This window comes from Enterobacter cloacae complex sp. 677-3DZ2D5B, assembly GCF_004136695.1.
Classification (GTDB): domain Bacteria; phylum Pseudomonadota; class Gammaproteobacteria; order Enterobacterales; family Enterobacteriaceae; genus Enterobacter; species Enterobacter hormaechei_C.
Map to the genome: position 1 here is coordinate 281,308 of NZ_QFLS01000009.1, position 18,767 is coordinate 300,074.

Below are 18,767 nucleotides of genomic sequence, written 5' to 3' on the forward strand. Positions count from 1 at the left end.
CTATTTCACACTAAAGTGATAGCTGCCCTTGGTTTTGTGGCCGTCCACGGAGACCACGTGCCAGTCCACCGTGTAGGTGCCGGTCGGCAACGGTTTCTCAAGAGGAACAATCAGCTTTGCGTTATCCTTCTCGTCACGCTTCACCGCGCCGGTCTGGATCTTGTGCTGCTGCGCGTCCGTCACCACCACGCCGCTGAAGGCAGGCTCAATGCCTTCCGAGAAGTTCAGGGTAATGACCTCTGGTGCCACCGCAACGGTATTTTCCTGCGGGGATTGCTGCTTAAGATGCGCATGGGCCAGAGCTGAGGTCGCGGTTGCTGAAGAGAGCAGAAATGCCAGCGCGCACGCGACGCGGGAAGGGGTAAAGTGCATCACAATCATTCCTTTTCGTTATGCCTGAATGCTAAAGAATAACTCTGTATAATTAACGAGTCGAGGAACATCCTTTGCTCCCTTGTCATCGTTGAACAATCGCGGTAACGTTGCCGCCGCAGAAAAAGGAGAAGGAAATGAACGTTAACCTGGCCGCCCTTCCTCAGGACGAGATGGACAAAGTGAATGTCGATCTCGCCGCCGCGGGTGTCGCATTCAAAGAGCGTTACAACATGCCCGTCGTAGCTGAAGTGGTAGAGCGTGAACAACCCGCACATCTGCGCGACTGGTTTCGCGAACGTCTCATTGCGCATCGCCTCGCCTCCGTCAATCTCTCGCGCCTGCCGTACGAACCTAAAGTTAAATAAGCTTAACGTCTCGTTACACTTCCTTACGCGTTATGTGGCAGGATAAGAAAACCCTGATAAATTTAGGTGTAATCTTAAAATCCCAGCGACTTAGTGTATAAGGAAGTCACGATGTCACGATGGAATATTGCCGCGGCTCAGTATGCCCCGCGGCACAACTGTGTTGATGAGCACGTAAAACATCACCTGCACTTTATTGCCGAAGCTGCCTGGCATGGGTGCGATTTGATCGTCTTTCCGGAGCTTTCGCTTACCGGCCCAGGCGGAACATCCTTACCCCCACCTCCTGACGATTTGCAGCTTGCCCCCCTCCTTCACGCCGCCCAGTCACGTTTCATCACGGTGATTGCTGGTATTACGCTCCAGCAACACGGCCAGCGCCAGAAAGGACTCGCGCTTTTCACCCCTAACCTGTCGACCATCCGGCGTTATCCGCAGGGCAACGGTGCGGGTGTTATTCCTGGCGATAAAAGGTTAACCATCGTGGATAACCAGGCTGACGCCCCGGAACTGGACCCGGAGGCAACGCTGTTCACCAGCAGCCTGGCCGTGGGCGAGCACCGCTGGCGACAATCGATCGGTTCGTTACAACGCTTCGCGCACAAGTACGCCATCGCGGTATTAATGGCGAACGCGCGCGGCGGTAGCGCGTTATGGGATGAAAAAGGTCAGCTGATTGTACGTGCCGATAAGGGAGAACTGCTGCTAACCGGTTCTTTAGGCCAACAGGGTTGGCAAGGCGATATCATTCCATTAGGCTAGGCATTTTAGGATCAGGAGCGATCAATGCTGCGCGTTATCGATACCGAAACCTGTGATTTACAGGGTGGAATTGTGGAAGTCGCTTCTGTCGACGTGATTGACGGAAAGATAGTCAACCCAATGAGCCATCTGGTGCGCCCGGATCGTCCCATCAGTGCGCAGGCGATGGCTATACATCGCATTACGGAATCGATGGTGGCGGATAAGCCGTGGATTGAAGAGATCATCCCTCTTTACCACGGTAGCCAGTGGTATGTCGCCCATAACGCCAGCTTTGACCGCCGCGTGCTGCCGGAGATGCCCGGCGAATGGATTTGCACCATGAAGCTGGCGCGCCGTCTGTGGCCAGGGATCAAATACAGCAATATGGCGCTGTATAAGTCGCGCAAACTCAGCGTGCGGACGCCGGAAGGGCTGCATCATCACCGTGCCCTCTATGACTGCTACATCACCGCAGCGCTCCTGATTGATATCATGAATACTTCTGGCTGGACGCCAGACGATATGGCGACCATTACCGGGCGCCCCGCGCTACTGACTACCTTTACGTTCGGTAAATATCGCGGGAAGCCAGTATCGGAAGTGGCGGACAAAGATCCGGGCTATCTGCGCTGGCTGTACAACAACCTCGACAGAATGAGCCCGGAACTGCGCCTGACGCTGAAGCATTATTTAGGCGAAGCCTGAGTCCCCGCCCGGCCTGGCAGCGTATCCTGCGCCAGGCCAATCAAAAAGGCGTACTCCAGCGCCACCCCTTCATATGATTTAAATCGCCCTGATTTCCCTCCGTGCCCTGAGTCCATATCGGTACACAGCAGCAGCAGATTATCGTCAGTTTTCAGCTCACGCAGCTTCGCCACCCATTTCGCGGGCTCCCAGTACTGCACCTGGGAATCGTGCAGGCCGGTGGTCACCAGCATATGCGGATAGGCTTTCGCCTCGACGTTATCGTACGGGCTGTACTCTTTCATGTAGCGATAATAGGTTTCATCCTGCGGATTCCCCCACTCCTCAAACTCCCCGGTGGTCAGTGGAATGGACTCATCCAGCATGGTCGTCACCACGTCCACAAACGGCACCTGGGCGATAACGCCTTTAAACAGTTCAGGCCGCTGGTTGATCACGGCGCCCATTAGCATGCCCCCGGCGCTGCCCCCCATGCCAAAGCAGAGCTGCGGATCGCCATAACCCTGCGCGATCAGCGCATCGCAGACATCAAGGTAGTCGTTAAAGGTATTTTTCTTTTTGAGAAATTTTCCGTCTTCATACCAGTGCTGACCCAGTTCGCCGCCCCCGCGAATATGGGCAATCGCATAAACAAAACCGCGGTCGAGCAGGCTCAGCCTGCTGCTGCTGAAATCGGCGTCCATGCTTGATCCATAGGAGCCATAGCCATAGACGAGGATGGGGTTTTTACCTTTGTTGAAGTGCGCCTTGTGATAGACGAGCGATACAGGGACTTCAACGCCGTCGCGTGCGCTCACCCACAGGTGCTCACTGCGATAATTTTCCGACTCAAAACCCCGGACCTCAGCCTGTTTAATCACCTGACGCTGCCCGGTGTCCATATCCAGTTCAAACAACGTATCCGGGGTGGTCATCGACGAATAGCCGTACCGCAGGCGGGACGATTCCGGTTCCGGGTTAAAGCCGATCCACGTTACGTAAGCCGGGTCATCGAACGCAATGCCCACCACTTCGCGGGTTTTGCGGTTGATTTGGCGGATACTGGTCAGTCCGCGCTGACGCTCTTCCACCACCAGCCAGTCGGTAAACAGGGTGAACCCCTCCAGCATCACCTGATCGCGCGCGGGAATTAACACTTCCCATTTGCGTTCATCGCGCACTTTGGTTTTATAAAGGCCAAAGTTTTTGCCCTCGCGGTTCGAACGCAGGTAAAAGCTGTGCTGGAAGTGATCCAGGCTGTACTCATGATCTTTACGGCGCGGCAGGAAGCACAGCGGCTGCGCATCCGGCAGCTCTGCATCCAGCAGCAGCACTTCTGAAGTGGTGGCGCTGGAGAGGAAAATGATCACGTAGTGGCGAGACGACGTTTTGTGCAGGCTGACATAGAACGTCTCGTCTTTTTCCTCGTAGACTAATTCATCGTCGGCGGAATCGGTCCCCACCGTATGACGCCAGACCTGATAAGGCAGCAGCGTTGAGGCATGCTTTTTAACGTAGTAGACCGTTTCTGAATCGTTACCCCAGACGAAATCGGGGGAGACATTATCCAGCATTTCGGGATACCAGTTTCCCGTTTCAAGATTGCGGAAACGCAAACCGTACTGGCGGCGGGAGAGGTAATCCTCAGCCAGCGCCATAATGGCGTTATCGGGGGAAATGGACATGCCGCCCAGCGTATAAAACTCACTGTGGGCAGCACGTTTGTTGGCATCCAGCAAGATCTCCCATTCGTCCCACTCGGCGCTCAGCACAGACTGGCGCTGGTAGATGGGATATTCGTTTCCCGGCTCATAAATATGGCGATAGCGATAACCGTTTTTGCACCACGGGGCAGAGACATCACGCTGGGGGATACGCTGCACCATTTCGTTCAGGAGCTGATCCTGAAGCGCCTGCTGGCTGGCCATGACCTGGCGGCCATAGTCGTTTTCCTCGTGCAGATAGTCGAGCACCTCTGGCCGGGAACGAGAATCGTCCCGCAGCCAGTAGTAGTTATCGATACGCGTATCGCCATGCGTGGTGATCGCATAAGGAGTACGTCGGGCTTTTGGAGGCATGGCATTCTTACTTTTTCGTTTTACATCCTATAAGGTTGGCAAAACACGCGTATGATGCAAGCGAAACATGGCCTTCTAGCCCGCGAGAGTCTGCTTCTGCTGCTGAATATCCTGCTCAATTCCCTCGCGAACGTCCTGGGGGATCTTCAGCGCATCGCCCAGGGCGTTCAGGTAGCTGCGCTCCATAAAGTGATCGATATCGATGGCGGCACAGCTCAGAAAATAGAGTTCCAGCGCCTCTTCTTCGTTTTTCACGCCTTGCGCCAGACGCTGCGGATCGAGCGGCTGTTCAATGGCCTGCGCCACCAGCGCCCTGCCCTGCTCCTCAACGCCCGCTTCCCGCATCTGCTGTTCAATTGCGGCACGTTCACTGGCATCAATATGCCCGTCGCTCTTGGCTGCAAAGACCAGGGCGAGGATCAGGCGCTCGGTGCGTAAATCTAACGGCGATACCTGCTTCCCGTACTGCGGTTCATCCTGATGCGCGCTGCGCACCTTGTCTTTGTATTTGTTCCATAAGACGGAGCCTGCAATAGCCCCTCCGCCCGCCAGCAGCGCGCCGGTACCGTATTTGGTAAGCAGTTTCCGCGATGATTTATTGGCAACCAGCAAACCGGCCAGCCCGCCAAGCGCACCCGGCACCAGCAGCTTGCTTAGACCCTGCTCGCCCGACGACGAGCCTTTTTGTCCCAACAGGGATTGCAGTTGATTCATCCAGCCTGACATATTTTTCCTCACGTAACAGTGCGTAATCTTCACAGCCTAAGCGAGCAGGTGTCAGGAAATGTCTGTCAGTGCTAAAGAAGCGCAAATTTCCCCCTTGTCCGGTTATCCCCATACAAGACAGACGCAAACGTTTTCGTTTATACTGCCCGCATCTTTTTCAGGGGGATTTTTATGACTCGTTTAGGAACCGCGCTGCGCCCTGCCGCGACGCGCGTCATGCTGTTGGGATCGGGTGAACTGGGTAAAGAAGTGGCCATTGAATGCCAGCGTTTGGGCGTGGAGGTGATTGCAGTGGACCGTTACGCGAACGCCCCTGCCATGCACGTTGCGCATCGCTCGTACGTCATCGATATGCTTGACGGCAATGCCCTGCGGGCGTTAATTGCCGAGGAAAAACCGGATTTCGTGGTGCCTGAAATTGAGGCCATTGCCACTGAGATGCTGGTTGCCCTTGAGCAGGAAGGCCAGCGCGTAGTGCCTTGCGCCACTGCGGCAAAACTGACCATGAACCGGGAAGGCATTCGTCGCCTGGCGGCAGAAGAATTACAGCTCCCGACCTCCAGCTACCGTTTTGCCGGGGATAAAGCTGCGTTTCTCCAGGCCGTCGAAGAGATTGGCTACCCGTGCATCATTAAGCCGGTAATGAGCTCCTCCGGCAAAGGGCAGAGCTTTATCCGCGACAGCAGCACGCTGGACCAGGCCTGGGACTATGCCCAGCAGGGCGGTCGTGCCGGTGCCGGGCGCGTCATCGTGGAAGGCGTGGTGAAGTTTGATTTCGAAATTACCCTGCTTACCGTCAGTGCCGTGGACGGCGTTTATTTCTGCGACCCGATTGGTCATCGTCAGGAAGACGGCGATTATCGAGAATCCTGGCAGCCGCAGCAGATGAGCGCGCTGGCGCTGGCACGCGCGCAGGAGATCGCCCGCAAGACGGTGCTGGCGCTGGGCGGCTACGGCCTGTTCGGCGTGGAATTGTTTGTTTGCGGCGACGAGGTGATCTTCAGCGAAGTCTCCCCTCGCCCGCACGATACCGGGATGGTTACGCTGATTTCACAGGATCTCTCCGAGTTCGCGCTGCACGTGCGCGCTTTCCTCGGCCTGCCGGTTGGCGGCATCCGTCAATACGGCCCGGCAGCCTCCGCGGTGATCCTGCCGCAGCTGACCAGCCAGAATGTCACCTTTGATAACGTCGAAGGTGCGGTTGGTGCAGGCTTACAGGTCAGACTGTTCGGCAAACCGGAGATCGACGGAAGCCGTCGTCTGGGCGTGGCATTAGCAACCGGGGAAAACGTGGACGAAGCCGTCGCGAGAGCGAAAATAGCGGCCACTGCGGTAAAAGTGACAGGGTAAATAACTAAAGGCTGGTCAACTAAGCGACCAGCCACATTACATGATTAACATTGTTCCGTTTCTATCGCTTCCATTCGTATTCCATGTCCTCGTAGGCTTCATTCGTTTTCGAGATGAAAACAAAAATACCGAGGCCAATAAAAATAACGAAGGGAATGATGATGCTCGCAATCAGTTCCCAGATTGCTGGCGGATCGTTTTGCGCCAGGAAACTGATACGATAGGCAATGAGGGATAACACGCAGAATAAAGCCGCCATCCCCGCAGGATAAAGGGGATTACTCCAGTTACACCAGGTAAGTTTTTTTGGGATAGCTGTCTTCATGGAGGAAAGCGAAGTAATACAAAATTTGTTTTTGTCTGAATAAGCTGCCAGTTGCTCCCCCTGGGCATATTTGACCGCATCCGCCGCAAATGCCAGAGCCAGCCACCGATACCCGGCACTCTTTGCGCCCAGAGAGGCATCGATATCCAGCCGTTCCACCGTGAGCGCTTTTTTATCCAGTGCCTGCATTAATGGATATTTTTCAATACGGGACAGCCCGGTATACCAGAGATTTTTCGGCGTAAGTACCGAACCCGTCTCAAGGAAGACCGCCATTTTGTCCTCTACATCGGTCACGTCAGACATAGGCTGATATAAATATACCGGTTTTTCGCCCTCCTCCCGGACATAATGACTGGTCAGCAGGAATGCACATGCATTTTCCATGCTCTTTGATTCGCCGCTTTCTTCATGTAAATCAACGATAACAATCAACCGGTTTTCAACTCTGTAATCAGATAAGTTCATCCATTGGCTAACGATCGCGTAGTCAGGACATTCTGTGCTGTACTCAATTTTACACGTGCTTGCCGTTTCAATACCCAACCGCTCCAGAGTGCGCCTCAGTTCATCAATGCAGGATCCACTCCCTCCGTGAACCCAGACAACGGTTTCAAAAATACGGTAGTTATAGTCCTTCAATTTTTCTGCCATCGGGTCCAGTAAGCGGTAAAACATCTGTTCATTCCTGGTCTGGTCGAAGCGATCTTCCAGCTGAATATTAACCGGCGTTTTCGGTGCCAGCGGAAATTCGCCTTCCAGTTTCAACATATTCAGCGCGGGTTCCTCCAGGGGGGTGATTGCAGACCATGCTGCGATAGCGATATTTTTTCGCGCATACGCCTTTAAATTAATCTCCTGCTCTTTTGCTATGAATTTTCGGGTTTCAGCATAATGAATGTTGGCGTCATGAAATATGAAACTTGTAAAAACTAGCAACGATACAACACAGATGGGCAGAATAACTGAAGGCACAAAAAAGAGAGCCGTAACGTGTTCCTGTTCAGGCCAGGTGAGAGCCCGGATCGCGAGGCCCATTGCGACGGCTATCACATAGAGGAAAACAATCATGACGACTGGCACAGTGGAATCCGGGTCTGGCTGTTGTTTGTATAACCACCACGCGCGCATTACGAAGCTCCCGCCACAGGTAAGGTACTTTTGATTTCACATCCACACGCCGCGCGACAGCCATCTACCACAACCCCACGGCCATGCATGGTCCAGGTTGGGTGACATTCAGTGATTGCGAACGTCCCTTTATGGAGCGGACACTGCGCAAGATCATCTTTTAAGGCCACGGGCTGCCCCATAAAGTCTGCCCCGGAGGCCTTAGTGACTTTTCCTCCGCTTATCAGCGGATCGTTTAACCTAATGACGCCTTTCATCGCTTTATCTCCCTATTTTCCCGCATCCATGTTGCATTGCATGTGCTCCCAGCCGGTATAGCCTTTCACGTCGGGTACGCTGTCGGGTAAATCTTGCCAGTTAGCCTTAAGTTGCTGCGTGCTGCCCTCGAGCCCCTGCTTAGTCATGTAGACCATTCCCCACGCCCAGCCAGGGGAACGGGGGTCCAGCTTCCCGCTGACTTTATTTCCCATTCCGTCATCCACGGTATAGGCAATCCCCGGCCCGCCGGGCAGAATGCGCGGGTCTTCAAATGGCTTTGATGACATATAAAGCCGGTGTTTGGTCAGTAAAAAGCCCTGATCGTTGACGACAGTGAAAGATATGACATCATCATAATAAGGAGCGTTACTTCCATCAGGTTCATTGCTCCCTGGTGACATAGATGCACCACCTCTTTCCCACGTTTTCCCATAGTCTTTTGATACTGAAAAACCACCAGTAACATTTCCCCACCACGGAATTGCAAGATAGTGCTCTGAAGGATGCACGAATTTTTTGGTAAAGATTCGATAAAAGTGACTGGCAATTTGTGAATGGATACCTTTCTTAGTATCGCTAAACCAGAGTTCACCTTCGCAGCCCCAGCCTTTCAATTCGAGAAAACGGTGATCATCGAACCGGTAAACAACCTGTGTGGGCGGTTCTTTAGCCTGGCATCTGGTCGCCAGCACAACGGACGTCGCTGCGAGAACGGTACATAATCCTTTCATCAGTTATCGCCCCGCATCCATATCACAGCGCATATGATCCCAGCCGGTGTACCCCTTCACTTCGGGTACGCTGTCGGGTAAATCTTGCCAGTTAGCTTTAAATTGCTGCGTGCTGTGCTTAAGCCCCTGCTTAGTCATATAGACCATTCCCCAGGCCCAGCCAGGGAAACGGGGGTCCAGCGTATCGCTTACTTTATTTCCCATTCCGTCATCCACGGTATAGGCAATCCCCGGCCCGCCGGGCAGAATCCGCGGGTCTTCAAACGGTTTTGACGACATATACAGCCGGTGTTTGGTCTGTAAAAAACCCTGGTCGTTGACGACGGTGAAAGAAATAATATCCTCATAGGATGGTTGGTTAGTACCATCGGGCTCATTAGGCCCTACCGAAAAAAACTGGGGAGACCATGTTTTACCATAATCTTTTGAAATCATTGTTCCTGGGTCATCCCAGGTGGGTATGGCAATATATCGTTCAGAAGGATGAACAAATTTTTTGGTGAAAATCCGATAAAATTGACTGACGGGCCTGGTATGAATACCCCGAAGAGTATCCGTATACCAGAGTTCACCTTCGCAGCCCCAGCCTTTCAATTCGAGAAAACGGTGATCATCGAACCGGTAAACAACCTGTGTCGGTGGCTCTTTCGCCTGGCAGCCCGTCGCCAGAACAATGGTAGTAATCGCCAGTCCTATAAATAATGTTTTCATGCTCTATCCTTGAACTAGTTGGCTCTCACTTTTGGGTTTAGGCATATCCCATTGCAGATTTGTCATTACCTGATTTCCTGCGGTTAGATCTCGGGACGGTTTTATAGTTGTAGAATTGTTAAAATGATTTTTCACACCATAGTCGCCTTTCGGTAGTACCTCATCAGGCCAGTTCATATAAAATTTAGTTTGTGTCTCTGGTAATTTTCCGCTTCGATAATATTCTAATGCTGGTTCATAACCGTTCTGCGGATCGCGCCAGTCCGCACGATGTAACAACCCTTCCCAAAATTTCCCCGCCTGATAATCGAATGATTTGCACTGCCCAATAGCCAAATCAAACGCCATAGCGTGCGATGGCGCAAATTCGCTCATCACAATAGAGGAGTGCTGGCTGTAGCCTACCGGGTCAATTTTCTGCCATTCCGCTTGCAGTTCTTCCGGTGTTTTCTTCCAGGTAAGGGTAACTAACTGAAAATCACGCGAACCTGACACCTCACCATAAATAACCTCATGCTTGCGTTCAAAACTCTCTTCTTTAAGCTCTGAAGCAGATAAAACGTGACCAGGCTGCCAGCCAATATTTTGATAGCGGTTCACAGCAAAGGTTGTCGTTACCGTGCGCTTAATGGCGCTGGCTTTGGCGGAATAGGAAATGTAGGCGTCCGGGCTGTCCGGATCGACATAATAGGTATACGGTTTATCACTGGTTTTAGGATCGTTATCCGGGTGATTATCCTCCCCCTGGAGTTTGAAAATAAAAGGTTCCGGTAACTCCTCACCGTTTATTACCACATCGCGAGCGCTGTAACTGGCGTTCGTGAGAAAGGCATATTTTGCATCCCCCTCATTTCGCGGTGGTAGCTCAAAGGGGTTAGCGTCAGGGATGTTTCCTACTTCACCATGCTGGTAAAACACACGCTGAAACAGATTCGGTATATCACTGGCAATATTCTGAGGAATGCCCCGCCAGCCAAACCCCTGCACATTCTCCAGCGACACGACGCCATCGTTCGGGCAAAAGTAGTTATACACTTTACCGTCGTTGCTTCGGCAATATCTGTCATCCGTTCGCAGCGGATTATCGGAAGGTTTACGCAGGGTACAGGAGGCCTCCAGAGCCTGTAATTCGCTCTCTGCCATTTTCCCACCCCCTTTCCATTGCGTATGCATCAGGCGACAGAAATTTTTAAATGTCTGCTGTCTGGCATCGTCGGTCTGTTGATAACCCGGCTGAATATTTTCAGCCACGCGCGACTCAAGAGAATACGGTGAGTGATTAAGAATCACACAGTTTACCGGAGCATACCCGGCCTGTTTCACCAGCATATTTGCCAGCATAGTAATAATCGTGCCCTGACTATGGGCCACAACGTTAATCACATCTTTCGCCGTAATCGGCTCACTTCGAACCTGAATAATCAAATCCGCAGCCGTTGAGCGGCAAAAAACTGGTAAATGCGGTGCGGGTTTTCATAAATGGGATGGGTAAAATCGCCATCATTGAAGTGCAGCGAGGCAAATCCCGCAGCGGCAACGCCGAAGCCACCGGCGCCGGGCCCCAGCATATCCGGGATCGTCGTCGTCGCGTTGGCAAAGGTCCCGCCCCCCTTGGCAAAACTCTTATCAAGTGCGTTCTTAAAGTTATCGTTCTGGTACTGAAACGGCCCTTTTCCGTCATTACCCAGCGACTTTTTATTCGTCTCGTTATCTTCCTGGTACGCATCATAGGGAAGATGCGCTTTGTCACTCAGCTTCCCGACTTCCTCCCGGTAGCGCTTCTGGTCCGCCCGGTAGTCAGCATGCGTAACCGGTTTATATCCCCAGTAAAACGGGATGATGGGGGAACGCCCGGGAGTGATAATTCTGTAGTCTTTCCATTCGTGGGCGTAAAAATCCTGCCGGTTAAGTCGCTTACCCAGCCCGATAAGTATACCTTTCTCCTGATTCTGGTAAGCTTCACCCACGTCGTTCACGCCATGGACGAGGATCACAATGCCGGGCATCGGACGCGGTATCCCGATGTTGCGCGTCTGGGCGACTTCGCCCAGGGTTTTGTGTACCGGAATATCGCCTTCTGATACCACCCGTGGAGCGTAGGGTTTTGTCTTCGCCTCCGTCATTCCATTATCTCCATTTTATAGCTGTCGAGGTCGTCAGCATCGAGCAGGGGTGAACGACCGCAGCTGTCCGTCACGCCTTCCACCACCTGTCCGGATGCACTGGTCAGCCTGAATTTTTTGTTTGCCAGAATTTGCTCCGGATCATCGCCGGCGTGCAGTTTGTAGCGAAGTTTAAAGGCGCCTTTCTCAAAGGATGGCGTCGGTACCGACACACTTTCCGGACCGTCGTATTTCAGGCTCGGCGCTTTGAGCTCAATGCCCGTCGGCGAGAAAATGGTGACCAGTCCGGTCGGGCTGATACGGATCCCGCCGCCCCCGCAGACAAACTGCATTCCCTTTCTGGCACTGCCGTTCATTTTCCCGGCGGTGCTCGTCAGCGTGAAATCCTGCTGCGACAGCATGTGCATTTCGCCCCGCTGCGCCTGCGTCGTAATATCCCCCGCACCGGCAATCATCTGGATGCCGAGTTTGCGGGCAAACAGCGACAGTTTTTCCCCTACGGCCAGCGAGAATTTTTTCGCCACATTCACGCTGGCATTCCCGCCCGCTGTGGCAATCAGGTCTTTCCCGGCGGAAAGTTGCAGGCTGTCCGGCGTAACCAGCGCAATTCCACTTTTTCCATATGCCAAAATACCGGGCTCCGCGAGATGACTCAGCGTCTGGCTGAGCGCATTTTGCCGATCGGTTTCCACATTACTCGCACCTGCCGTAAGCGCACTTTGTTGTAGGGTCATCGCCAGCGATAACGCCTTTTCAAGTTGTGTAATAGCCGCTGTCATATCCAGTTGCTTACCCCCCGCGCGGGACTGTGCTTCCGTGGTGATCATCACGCCTTTGGCAGCACGCAGCGCCATCCAGTCGTCGGTGCGAGCCTCCACACCTTCCCCGCGCTTTTTGCCTTCAGCATCAACCAGGTGGCCCACACTCACTTGCCCTTTGCCGTACTCGGTAGAGATTTTGATGTGTTCCTGCCCGCGACGATCTTCAAGACGGATCTTGTTCAACGCGGCTGTGCGGATCACGTTTCGGGTATCGTTACGGTTTGTGACTAAATCCGGGTGGCTGCCGTCGTGCATGACATGGGCGATATAAGGTCTGTCCGGGTCGCCGCCTTCGAAACCAACGGCAACTTCAGTCCCCTCCAGTAGCGGAAAGTGAATACCAAAGGTGTCACCGGCGTACGGCCTGCCGAGGCGTACCAGGGCGCTTTCGAATCCGACCCGTTTTTCATCAAGGTCAAAATCGAACTTAACCCTGTAGCGCCCAACCGCATCAAGTCCGGCATAGGTTTTATCTCCCCCGATAGCCTTCACTCTGGCGGGCACCGTTCCGGCTATCACCGGCCGGGATAAGTATTCAGGACGGAAGCTATAGCCCTGGATATAGGGGATCCCAGAAAGTACGGCGCGATAGTGTTCAGCACGGCTGCCGCGGATAGTCATCGCAGTTATCACAAACCCGGACTTAAACCCGTCAGGTACAGGCCCTGAGGGATAAAACATAATGCCTGGCTGAAGCTCGGGATCGCTGGTTGTCGCCCCCAGAAGACTCTGTCCGTTCAACAGGCGTTCATAACGCAGACGAGCGTAAAATGCGGCGGTTTCCGCCTCTTCACCGTGAAAATCCCCCGCAGTCAGATAGTGATCGGCATAGTGATAGTGTTGGCCTGTCGTTACACCTTCGGGAATATCGCTCGTTTTAACGGTCTTATCCGTCTGCGGCGATTGCGGGTCACGGTAGTTATAGGTGCGAACCAACACATTTTTGGGGATCAGGCCGTGCTGCTCCTCCAGATCGGTAATGTATTCGCTATAACTGGTCATGCCTGAATGTCGGACATAAGGCATCTGTTTGTCGCTGAAGTTGTAACGACGCGCAGAATCCCCAAAAATAACGACGGTTTCCGTTTTCACTTTGTTGTGATTCTCAAATCGGAACCAGATCCCTATCTCTGCCAGCAGCAGACGGATGAACCGCAAATCGGTTTCTTTCCACTGAACGATCATTTCCCGTCGTGGATAACTGTGGCTCAGTTGGTCAAAATCAATGTTGTAGCCGTCAAAGTGACCACTGTCCTTCATCAGCTTTGTAACGAGCTCCGGGACTGTCATGTTCATATAAACCGCAGAACGGTAATTTTGATCCAGCAGCGCCAGCTCATGCTCCAGCACGCATTCATACAGTGCTTCGTCACCTGAAGACATCAGCCGCGAAAATTGGGTGATCGTGCCATTAATCTGGCGAACCGGCAGCCAGGAGGTTTGCCCATGCTATGAGGCTTCCAGATTGGGTGCACGCAGAATAAACTCAGCCCTTTGATTAAGAACAGCATTAATGGCAATGTTTAGATCCGGACTGGTAAAGCGAATGGTATAGCGATAAGGCTCGCTTAATATCTCTTTTCCTGTAAAAGAATGAACATCTGAAATAACATTTTTGCTACGCGGGAAATACAATAAATATCTGTTTAACGTGTCCTGCCTTTGAGCTACCTCAGATTCCCCTGACATTATTAGCTATCCTTTTAACAAACATTCCGTTCATTAAAAACAATACACCCATCGCTCCCCCATTAAAATACCCAACTTCAGGTTGAATTAATTCACGGGAAGTGAATCTATTCACAGAATAAATAAAAAAGGACCAGACAATTTTATCACACATAAATTCAGAATGATTTATTCATCAAATATATAAGTGAAGGATTATTTAATAATGAAAAATAATACGCCTGGGGTTAGGGATATTAGAAATGTTGTGTAGAGAAGAAGAACTTATACATGCTGGTCACATAAAGTGACCAGCATCAGGCCAGAGGGCCTGCTTTATGCATTGGGCATTTGTTACTGTTTCGCGCCTTCTACCGCTTCGCGAGCCAGTTTAGTGATGCGATCCCAGTCGCCTGCTTCCAGCGCATCCGCCGGAACCAGCCAGGAGCCACCGATGCACAGCACGCTTTTCAGCGCCAGGTAGTCACGGTAGTTTGCCGGAGAGATGCCGCCCGTTGGGCAGAAACGCACCTGGGAGAATGGGCCCGCAATCGCCTGCAACGCTTTGGTGCCGCCGTTCGCTTCAGCCGGGAAGAATTTGAATTCTTTCAGGCCGTAGTCCATGCCCAGCATCAGTTCAGAAACGGTGCTGATACCCGGGATCAGCGGAATAGAACCTTCGGTTGCGGCTTTCAGCAGGGGCTCGGTCAGCCCCGGGCTGATGGCAAACTGTGCGCCCGCTTCGGTCACTTCCGCCAGCTGCTGCGCATTCAGAACCGTACCTGCACCGATGATCGCTTCCGGCACTTCTTTGGCGATAGCGCGAATCGCATCCATCGCACAGGCCGTACGCAGGGTCACTTCCAGAACACGAACGCCACCCGCAACCAGCGCCTTCGCCATTGGGACAGCGTGCTCAAGTTTGTTTACCACAATAACCGGCACGACAGGGCCAGTAGTCAGGATTGCTTCTGCACTTGTTTTCCAGTTTTTCATCAGAGTTTTCTCTCGCCAGATCGTTAAAATCAAGTCGTCTTAAAACGTAATACAGGTTGCGCCCTGCTCCGCACCGGAGAGTTTCTCACGCAACGCACCAAACATTTCGCGTCCGGTACCCACGCGGGATGCGCTCAGGTCAGGAATATGTGGCTGACGCGCCGCCAGCTCTGCTTCGTCCACCAGCAGGGTTAACTCGCCTGTCTGACCGTTAACGCGGATCATGTCACCATCACGCACTTTCGCCAGCAGGCCGCCGTCGTAGGCTTCCGGGGTGACATGAATCGCTGAAGGCACTTTACCGGATGCCCCCGAGAGGCGTCCATCGGTCACCAGTGCAATTTTGAAACGGCGGTCCAATAATACACCAAGCGGCGGCATAAGTTTATGTAATTCTGGCATCCCGTTCGCTTTTGGTCCCTGATGACGCACCACGACCACACAGTCTTTATCAAGCAGACCCGCGTCAAAAGCAGGTAAAACGTCGTGCTGGCTTTCAAACACCACCGCCGGGGCTTCAATCACCTGATTCTCTTCCGGCACGGCAGAGGTTTTCATCACGGCACGTCCAAGGTTACCGCTCAGCACTTTGGTGCCGCCGTGAGGAGAGAACGGCTGTTCGAAGGTTGCGATAACATGAGGATCGAGCGAGTCGCTCGCTCCTTCGCGCCAGTCCAGCTCACCGTTGTTCAGCCAGGGTTCAAGGGTATAGCGATGCAGGCCAAAGCCCGCCACCGTGTTGACATCCTCATGCAGCAGGCCGCCTTTCAGCAGCTCGCGCATCAGCACCGGCACGCCGCCCGCGGCCTGGAAGTGGTTGATGTCCGCCGGACCGTTCGGGTACAGACGCGCCATCAGCGGTACCACAGAGGAGATATCGGAGAAGTCATCCCAGTTAATCAGAATGCCCGCCGCGCGCGCCATCGCGACAAGGTGCATGGTATGGTTGGTTGAACCGCCGGTCGCCAGCAGGGCGACAATCCCGTTTACGATAACTTTTTCATCCACCATTTTGCCCATTGGCATCCACTCGTTGCCGTTACCGGTCAGGCGCGTCACCTGACGGGCTGCGGCTTCGGTCAGCGCTTTACGCAGTGGCGCATCCGGCTGGATGAACGACGAGCCCGGTAGCTGCATCCCCATAAACTCCACCACCATCTGGTTGGTGTTGGCCGTACCGTAGAATGTACAGGTGCCCGGCGCGTGATAAGACGCGGCTTCCGCTTCCAGCAGTGCCTGACGGTCCGCTTTTCCTTCGGCATACAGCTGACGGATACGGACTTTTTCCTTGTTTGGCAGACCGCTTGCCATCGGGCCTGACGGTACAAAAATCGCTGGCAGGTGGCCAAACGACAGCGCGGCCATCACCAGCCCCGGGACGATTTTGTCGCACACGCCCAGATAGAGCGCGCCATCAAACATATTGTGAGACAGGCCCACTGCCGCTGACATGGCGATCACTTCGCGGCTCAGCAGGGACAGCTCCATACCGTCCTGGCCCTGGGTTACGCCATCACACATGGCCGGCACGCCGCCTGCAACCTGGCCCACCGCGTTCACGCTGTGCAGCGCATTGCGGATGATAGACGGGTAGACCTCATACGGCTGGTGGGCTGAAAGCATGTCGTTATAGGAGGTAATGATGGCGATATTGTTACGCAACATGCTTTTCAGCGCGTCTTTATCACCAGGCTGGCAGGCCGCAAAGCCGTGGGCCAGATTCCCGCAGGCCAGCTGTGAGCGATGGACCGTTTCACTCTTCGCCTGTTCGATGCGGGCAAGGTAGGCAGCACGGGTCTCTTTCGAGCGTTCAACAATGCGTTGTGTTACGCGTAACAATGTCGGATTCATAAAAGCTCCTCTAATTTATCTGTCCAGGCTCGGGAGTTTACACAGTTTCTGACGGTTGTTAACAACGCTGAAACTCCTGATATCCGGAGCACAGGGGCAAAATATCTGAAGGGAGTGTAATAAAAAAAGCTCCGCGGGTGAATCCACGCGGAGCTTAAAAGATAAAAATTATGCCACTTGCTGTGTTAGATCATGTTACCGGTAAAATAACACCTTTGGGCTAGAGAAGGTGGTTATTCAAACTCGTTCCAGGAGCGGCCATCACGGGTGATCATCGCAACGGAGGCGACAGGTCCCCATGTTCCCGCCTGATACGGTTTTGGCGCGTCCTGATCGGCTGCCCACGCTTCAGTGATGGAGTCGACCCACTTCCACGCCTCTTCCACTTCATCGCGGCGGACGAACAGCGCCTGGATACCACGCATGGTTTCCAGCAGCAGACGCTCGTAAGCGTCGGCCAGATGCGTCTGGTTGAAGGTTTCAGAGTAGCTCAGGTCGAGCTTGGTGGTTTGCAGGTTGTGTTTGTGATCAAGACCCGGCACTTTGTTCAGGATCTGAATATCCACACCCTCGTCCGGTTGCAGACGGATGGTCAGTTTATTCTGCGGCAGTTCCTGCCAGGATTCTTTGAACAGGTTCAGTTCCGGATTTTTGAAGTAGACCACCACTTCGGAGCATTTTGCCGGCAGACGTTTCCCGGTACGCAGGTAGAACGGCACACCGGCCCAGCGCCAGTCGTCGATATCCACGCGGATCGCCACAAACGTCTCGGTGTTGCTGGACTTGTTCGCGCCCTCTTCTTCCAGATAGCCAGGAACTTTTTTCCCCTGGGCAAAACCTGCGGTGTACTGGCCGCGCACGGTTTTCTCACGCACGTTGGAGCGGTCAATACGGCGCAGTGATTTCAGCACTTTCACTTTGGCGTCACGAATGCTGTCGGCCGTCAGATCTGACGGTGGAGACATGGCAATCATGCACAGAATTTGCAGCAGGTGGTTCTGGATCATGTCACGCATCTGGCCGGCCTGGTCGAAGTAGCCCCAACGGCCTTCGATGCCCACCTCTTCCGCCACGGTAATTTCCACGTGGTCGATAGTGCGGTTGTCCCAGTTGTTCACAAACAGGGAGTTGGCAAAACGCAGCGCCAGCAGGTTCAGTACCGTCTCTTTGCCCAGATAGTGGTCAATACGGTAAACCTGACACTCCTCAAAGAACTCGCCTACCTGGTCGTTGATTTCACGCGAGGTCGCCAGCGACGTACCCAGCGGTTTCTCCATCACTACGCGCGCCGGTTTGGCGTTCAGCTTCGCCTCGCCCAGACCTTTGCAGATGGCGCCGAAGGTGCTTGGCGGCATGGCGAAATAGTTAATAGTGACACGATTTTCCTGGTCAAGCATTTCACCCAGACGGGTAAAGGCGCCTACATCGTTGACGTCCAGGTTGCAGAAATCGAGACGCCCGCTCAGCTTACCCCAAAGGCTTTCATCGATTTTCTCTTTCATGAACGTTTCGAGCGCCTCACGCACGACTTTGGTATAAGCCTCCTTATCCCAGTCTGCGCGCCCTACCCCAAGGATCCGGGTGTCGGGATGGATCTGGCCCGCTTTTTCGAGCTGATACAGGGAAGGCAGCAATTTTCGGCGTGCAAGATCGCCTTTCGCGCCGAAAATGACCAGGTCACATGCCTGGGCTGTTTGCGTTACCGCCATGTCATTCTCCTCAGTTAGATCGCCTGGTACTCTGCCAGGTATCGTTGTAATTTTATTACAATGCACTGTACTGCTTTTACGCGTTTCCTGAAACCATTAGCGCTTAACGTCGCGTGCGATA

16 protein-coding genes and 1 pseudogene are annotated in these 18,767 nt (G+C 53.4%); 4 read left to right on the forward strand and 13 right to left on the reverse strand.

The features are described 5' to 3' along the window. The gene (gene yobA, locus DD597_RS14745; protein WP_045329847.1) at positions 1 to 372 is read right to left on the reverse strand and encodes a CopC domain-containing protein YobA; all 372 of its coding nucleotides are present in this window, start codon (positions 370 to 372) and stop codon (positions 1 to 3) included. 137 nt (positions 373 to 509) lie between these two features. Between yobA and DD597_RS14750 the strand changes: the two genes are divergently transcribed. The 3 genes from DD597_RS14750 to exoX all read left to right on the forward strand — a co-directional run bounded on the left by DD597_RS14750 (position 510) and on the right by exoX (position 2,189). Continuing rightward, positions 510 to 740: a DNA polymerase III subunit theta gene (locus DD597_RS14750; protein ID WP_003859784.1), complete on the forward strand. Its 231-nt coding sequence runs from the start codon at positions 510 to 512 to the stop codon at positions 738 to 740. Between the two features lie 111 nt (positions 741 to 851). Further along, positions 852 to 1,502: a carbon-nitrogen hydrolase family protein gene (locus tag DD597_RS14755; RefSeq protein ID WP_003859783.1), complete on the forward strand. Its 651-nt coding sequence runs from the start codon at positions 852 to 854 to the stop codon at positions 1,500 to 1,502. A gap of 24 nt (positions 1,503 to 1,526) precedes the next feature. After that, the gene (exoX, locus tag DD597_RS14760; protein WP_015570288.1) at positions 1,527 to 2,189 is read left to right on the forward strand and encodes an exodeoxyribonuclease X; all 663 of its coding nucleotides are present in this window, start codon (positions 1,527 to 1,529) and stop codon (positions 2,187 to 2,189) included. Here exoX and ptrB read toward each other — a convergent pair. Next, on the reverse strand, positions 2,171 to 4,246 hold the full coding sequence (gene ptrB, locus DD597_RS14765; RefSeq protein WP_023314339.1) for an oligopeptidase B: 2,076 nt from the start codon (positions 4,244 to 4,246) through the stop codon (positions 2,171 to 2,173). The genes exoX and ptrB overlap by 19 nt on opposite strands. A 75-nt stretch (positions 4,247 to 4,321) precedes the next feature. After that, on the reverse strand, positions 4,322 to 4,972 hold the full coding sequence (locus DD597_RS14770; RefSeq protein WP_032609515.1) for a tellurite resistance TerB family protein: 651 nt from the start codon (positions 4,970 to 4,972) through the stop codon (positions 4,322 to 4,324). A gap of 171 nt (positions 4,973 to 5,143) precedes the next feature. On the opposite strand from DD597_RS14770, the gene purT reads away from it, so the two are divergent. Further along, entirely contained in the window at positions 5,144 to 6,322 is a 1,179-nt protein-coding gene (purT, locus tag DD597_RS14775) for a formate-dependent phosphoribosylglycinamide formyltransferase (protein ID WP_023314341.1), read from the forward strand. 61 nt (positions 6,323 to 6,383) lie between these two features. Here purT and DD597_RS14780 read toward each other — a convergent pair whose 3' ends face one another. The 10 genes and pseudogenes from DD597_RS14780 to zwf all read right to left on the reverse strand — a co-directional run bounded on the left by DD597_RS14780 (position 6,384) and on the right by zwf (position 18,646). Then, the gene (locus DD597_RS14780; protein WP_023324869.1) at positions 6,384 to 7,778 is read right to left on the reverse strand and encodes a hypothetical protein; all 1,395 of its coding nucleotides are present in this window, start codon (positions 7,776 to 7,778) and stop codon (positions 6,384 to 6,386) included. Next, positions 7,778 to 8,035, reverse strand: a complete 258-nt coding sequence (locus DD597_RS14785; protein ID WP_023324870.1) for a PAAR domain-containing protein — start codon at positions 8,033 to 8,035, stop codon at positions 7,778 to 7,780. The genes DD597_RS14780 and DD597_RS14785 overlap by 1 nt, the downstream gene beginning before the upstream one ends. Before the next feature lie 12 nt (positions 8,036 to 8,047). Then, positions 8,048 to 8,767 (reverse strand): hypothetical protein, encoded by a 720-nt coding sequence (locus tag DD597_RS14790; protein WP_129256340.1) that lies wholly within the window; start codon positions 8,765 to 8,767, stop codon positions 8,048 to 8,050. Between the two features lie 3 nt (positions 8,768 to 8,770). After that, positions 8,771 to 9,478, reverse strand: a complete 708-nt coding sequence (locus DD597_RS14795) for a hypothetical protein (RefSeq protein ID WP_045897911.1) — start codon at positions 9,476 to 9,478, stop codon at positions 8,771 to 8,773. 3 nt (positions 9,479 to 9,481) lie between these two features. Continuing rightward, positions 9,482 to 11,601 (reverse strand): annotated as a pseudogene (locus DD597_RS14800) (DUF3274 domain-containing protein). Next, on the reverse strand, positions 11,598 to 13,853 hold the full coding sequence (locus DD597_RS14805; protein WP_370326422.1) for a DUF2345 domain-containing protein: 2,256 nt from the start codon (positions 13,851 to 13,853) through the stop codon (positions 11,598 to 11,600). The pseudogene DD597_RS14800 and the gene DD597_RS14805 overlap by 4 nt, the downstream one beginning before the upstream one ends. 18 nt (positions 13,854 to 13,871) lie before the next feature. Continuing rightward, positions 13,872 to 14,111: a hypothetical protein gene (locus DD597_RS25180; protein WP_232969518.1), complete on the reverse strand. Its 240-nt coding sequence runs from the start codon at positions 14,109 to 14,111 to the stop codon at positions 13,872 to 13,874. Positions 14,112 to 14,444: 333 nt separating this feature from the next. Then, positions 14,445 to 15,086, reverse strand: a complete 642-nt coding sequence (kdgA, locus tag DD597_RS14810) for a bifunctional 4-hydroxy-2-oxoglutarate aldolase/2-dehydro-3-deoxy-phosphogluconate aldolase (RefSeq protein WP_003859774.1) — start codon at positions 15,084 to 15,086, stop codon at positions 14,445 to 14,447. A gap of 39 nt (positions 15,087 to 15,125) precedes the next feature. Further along, positions 15,126 to 16,937 carry a phosphogluconate dehydratase gene (gene edd / locus DD597_RS14815; RefSeq protein ID WP_129256341.1) on the reverse strand — a complete coding sequence of 604 codons (1,812 nt, stop codon included), beginning with the start codon at positions 16,935 to 16,937 and terminating at the stop codon, positions 15,126 to 15,128. 233 nt (positions 16,938 to 17,170) lie between these two features. Then, positions 17,171 to 18,646 (reverse strand): glucose-6-phosphate dehydrogenase, encoded by a 1,476-nt coding sequence (gene zwf, locus DD597_RS14820; protein ID WP_022651443.1) that lies wholly within the window; start codon positions 18,644 to 18,646, stop codon positions 17,171 to 17,173. Positions 18,647 to 18,767: the final 121 nt, after the last annotated feature.

Excerpts from the sequence above, each read along its gene's own strand:
- yobA (WP_045329847.1), bottom strand. The coding sequence starts at position 372 with ATGCACTTTACCCCTTCCCGCGTCGCGTGCGCGCTGGCATTTCTGCTC.
- DD597_RS14750 (WP_003859784.1), top strand. The coding sequence starts at position 510 with ATGAACGTTAACCTGGCCGCCCTTCCTCAGGACGAGATGGACAAAGTG.
- DD597_RS14755 (WP_003859783.1), top strand. The coding sequence starts at position 852 with ATGTCACGATGGAATATTGCCGCGGCTCAGTATGCCCCGCGGCACAAC.
- exoX (WP_015570288.1), top strand. The coding sequence starts at position 1,527 with ATGCTGCGCGTTATCGATACCGAAACCTGTGATTTACAGGGTGGAATT.
- ptrB (WP_023314339.1), bottom strand. The coding sequence starts at position 4,246 with ATGCCTCCAAAAGCCCGACGTACTCCTTATGCGATCACCACGCATGGC.
- DD597_RS14770 (WP_032609515.1), bottom strand. The coding sequence starts at position 4,972 with ATGTCAGGCTGGATGAATCAACTGCAATCCCTGTTGGGACAAAAAGGC.
- purT (WP_023314341.1), top strand. The coding sequence starts at position 5,144 with ATGACTCGTTTAGGAACCGCGCTGCGCCCTGCCGCGACGCGCGTCATG.
- DD597_RS14780 (WP_023324869.1), bottom strand. The coding sequence starts at position 7,778 with ATGCGCGCGTGGTGGTTATACAAACAACAGCCAGACCCGGATTCCACT.
- DD597_RS14785 (WP_023324870.1), bottom strand. The coding sequence starts at position 8,035 with ATGAAAGGCGTCATTAGGTTAAACGATCCGCTGATAAGCGGAGGAAAA.
- DD597_RS14790 (WP_129256340.1), bottom strand. The coding sequence starts at position 8,767 with ATGAAAGGATTATGTACCGTTCTCGCAGCGACGTCCGTTGTGCTGGCG.
- DD597_RS14795 (WP_045897911.1), bottom strand. The coding sequence starts at position 9,478 with ATGAAAACATTATTTATAGGACTGGCGATTACTACCATTGTTCTGGCG.
- DD597_RS25180 (WP_232969518.1), bottom strand. The coding sequence starts at position 14,111 with ATGTCAGGGGAATCTGAGGTAGCTCAAAGGCAGGACACGTTAAACAGA.
- kdgA (WP_003859774.1), bottom strand. The coding sequence starts at position 15,086 with ATGAAAAACTGGAAAACAAGTGCAGAAGCAATCCTGACTACTGGCCCT.
- edd (WP_129256341.1), bottom strand. The coding sequence starts at position 16,937 with ATGAATCCGACATTGTTACGCGTAACACAACGCATTGTTGAACGCTCG.
- zwf (WP_022651443.1), bottom strand. The coding sequence starts at position 18,646 with ATGGCGGTAACGCAAACAGCCCAGGCATGTGACCTGGTCATTTTCGGC.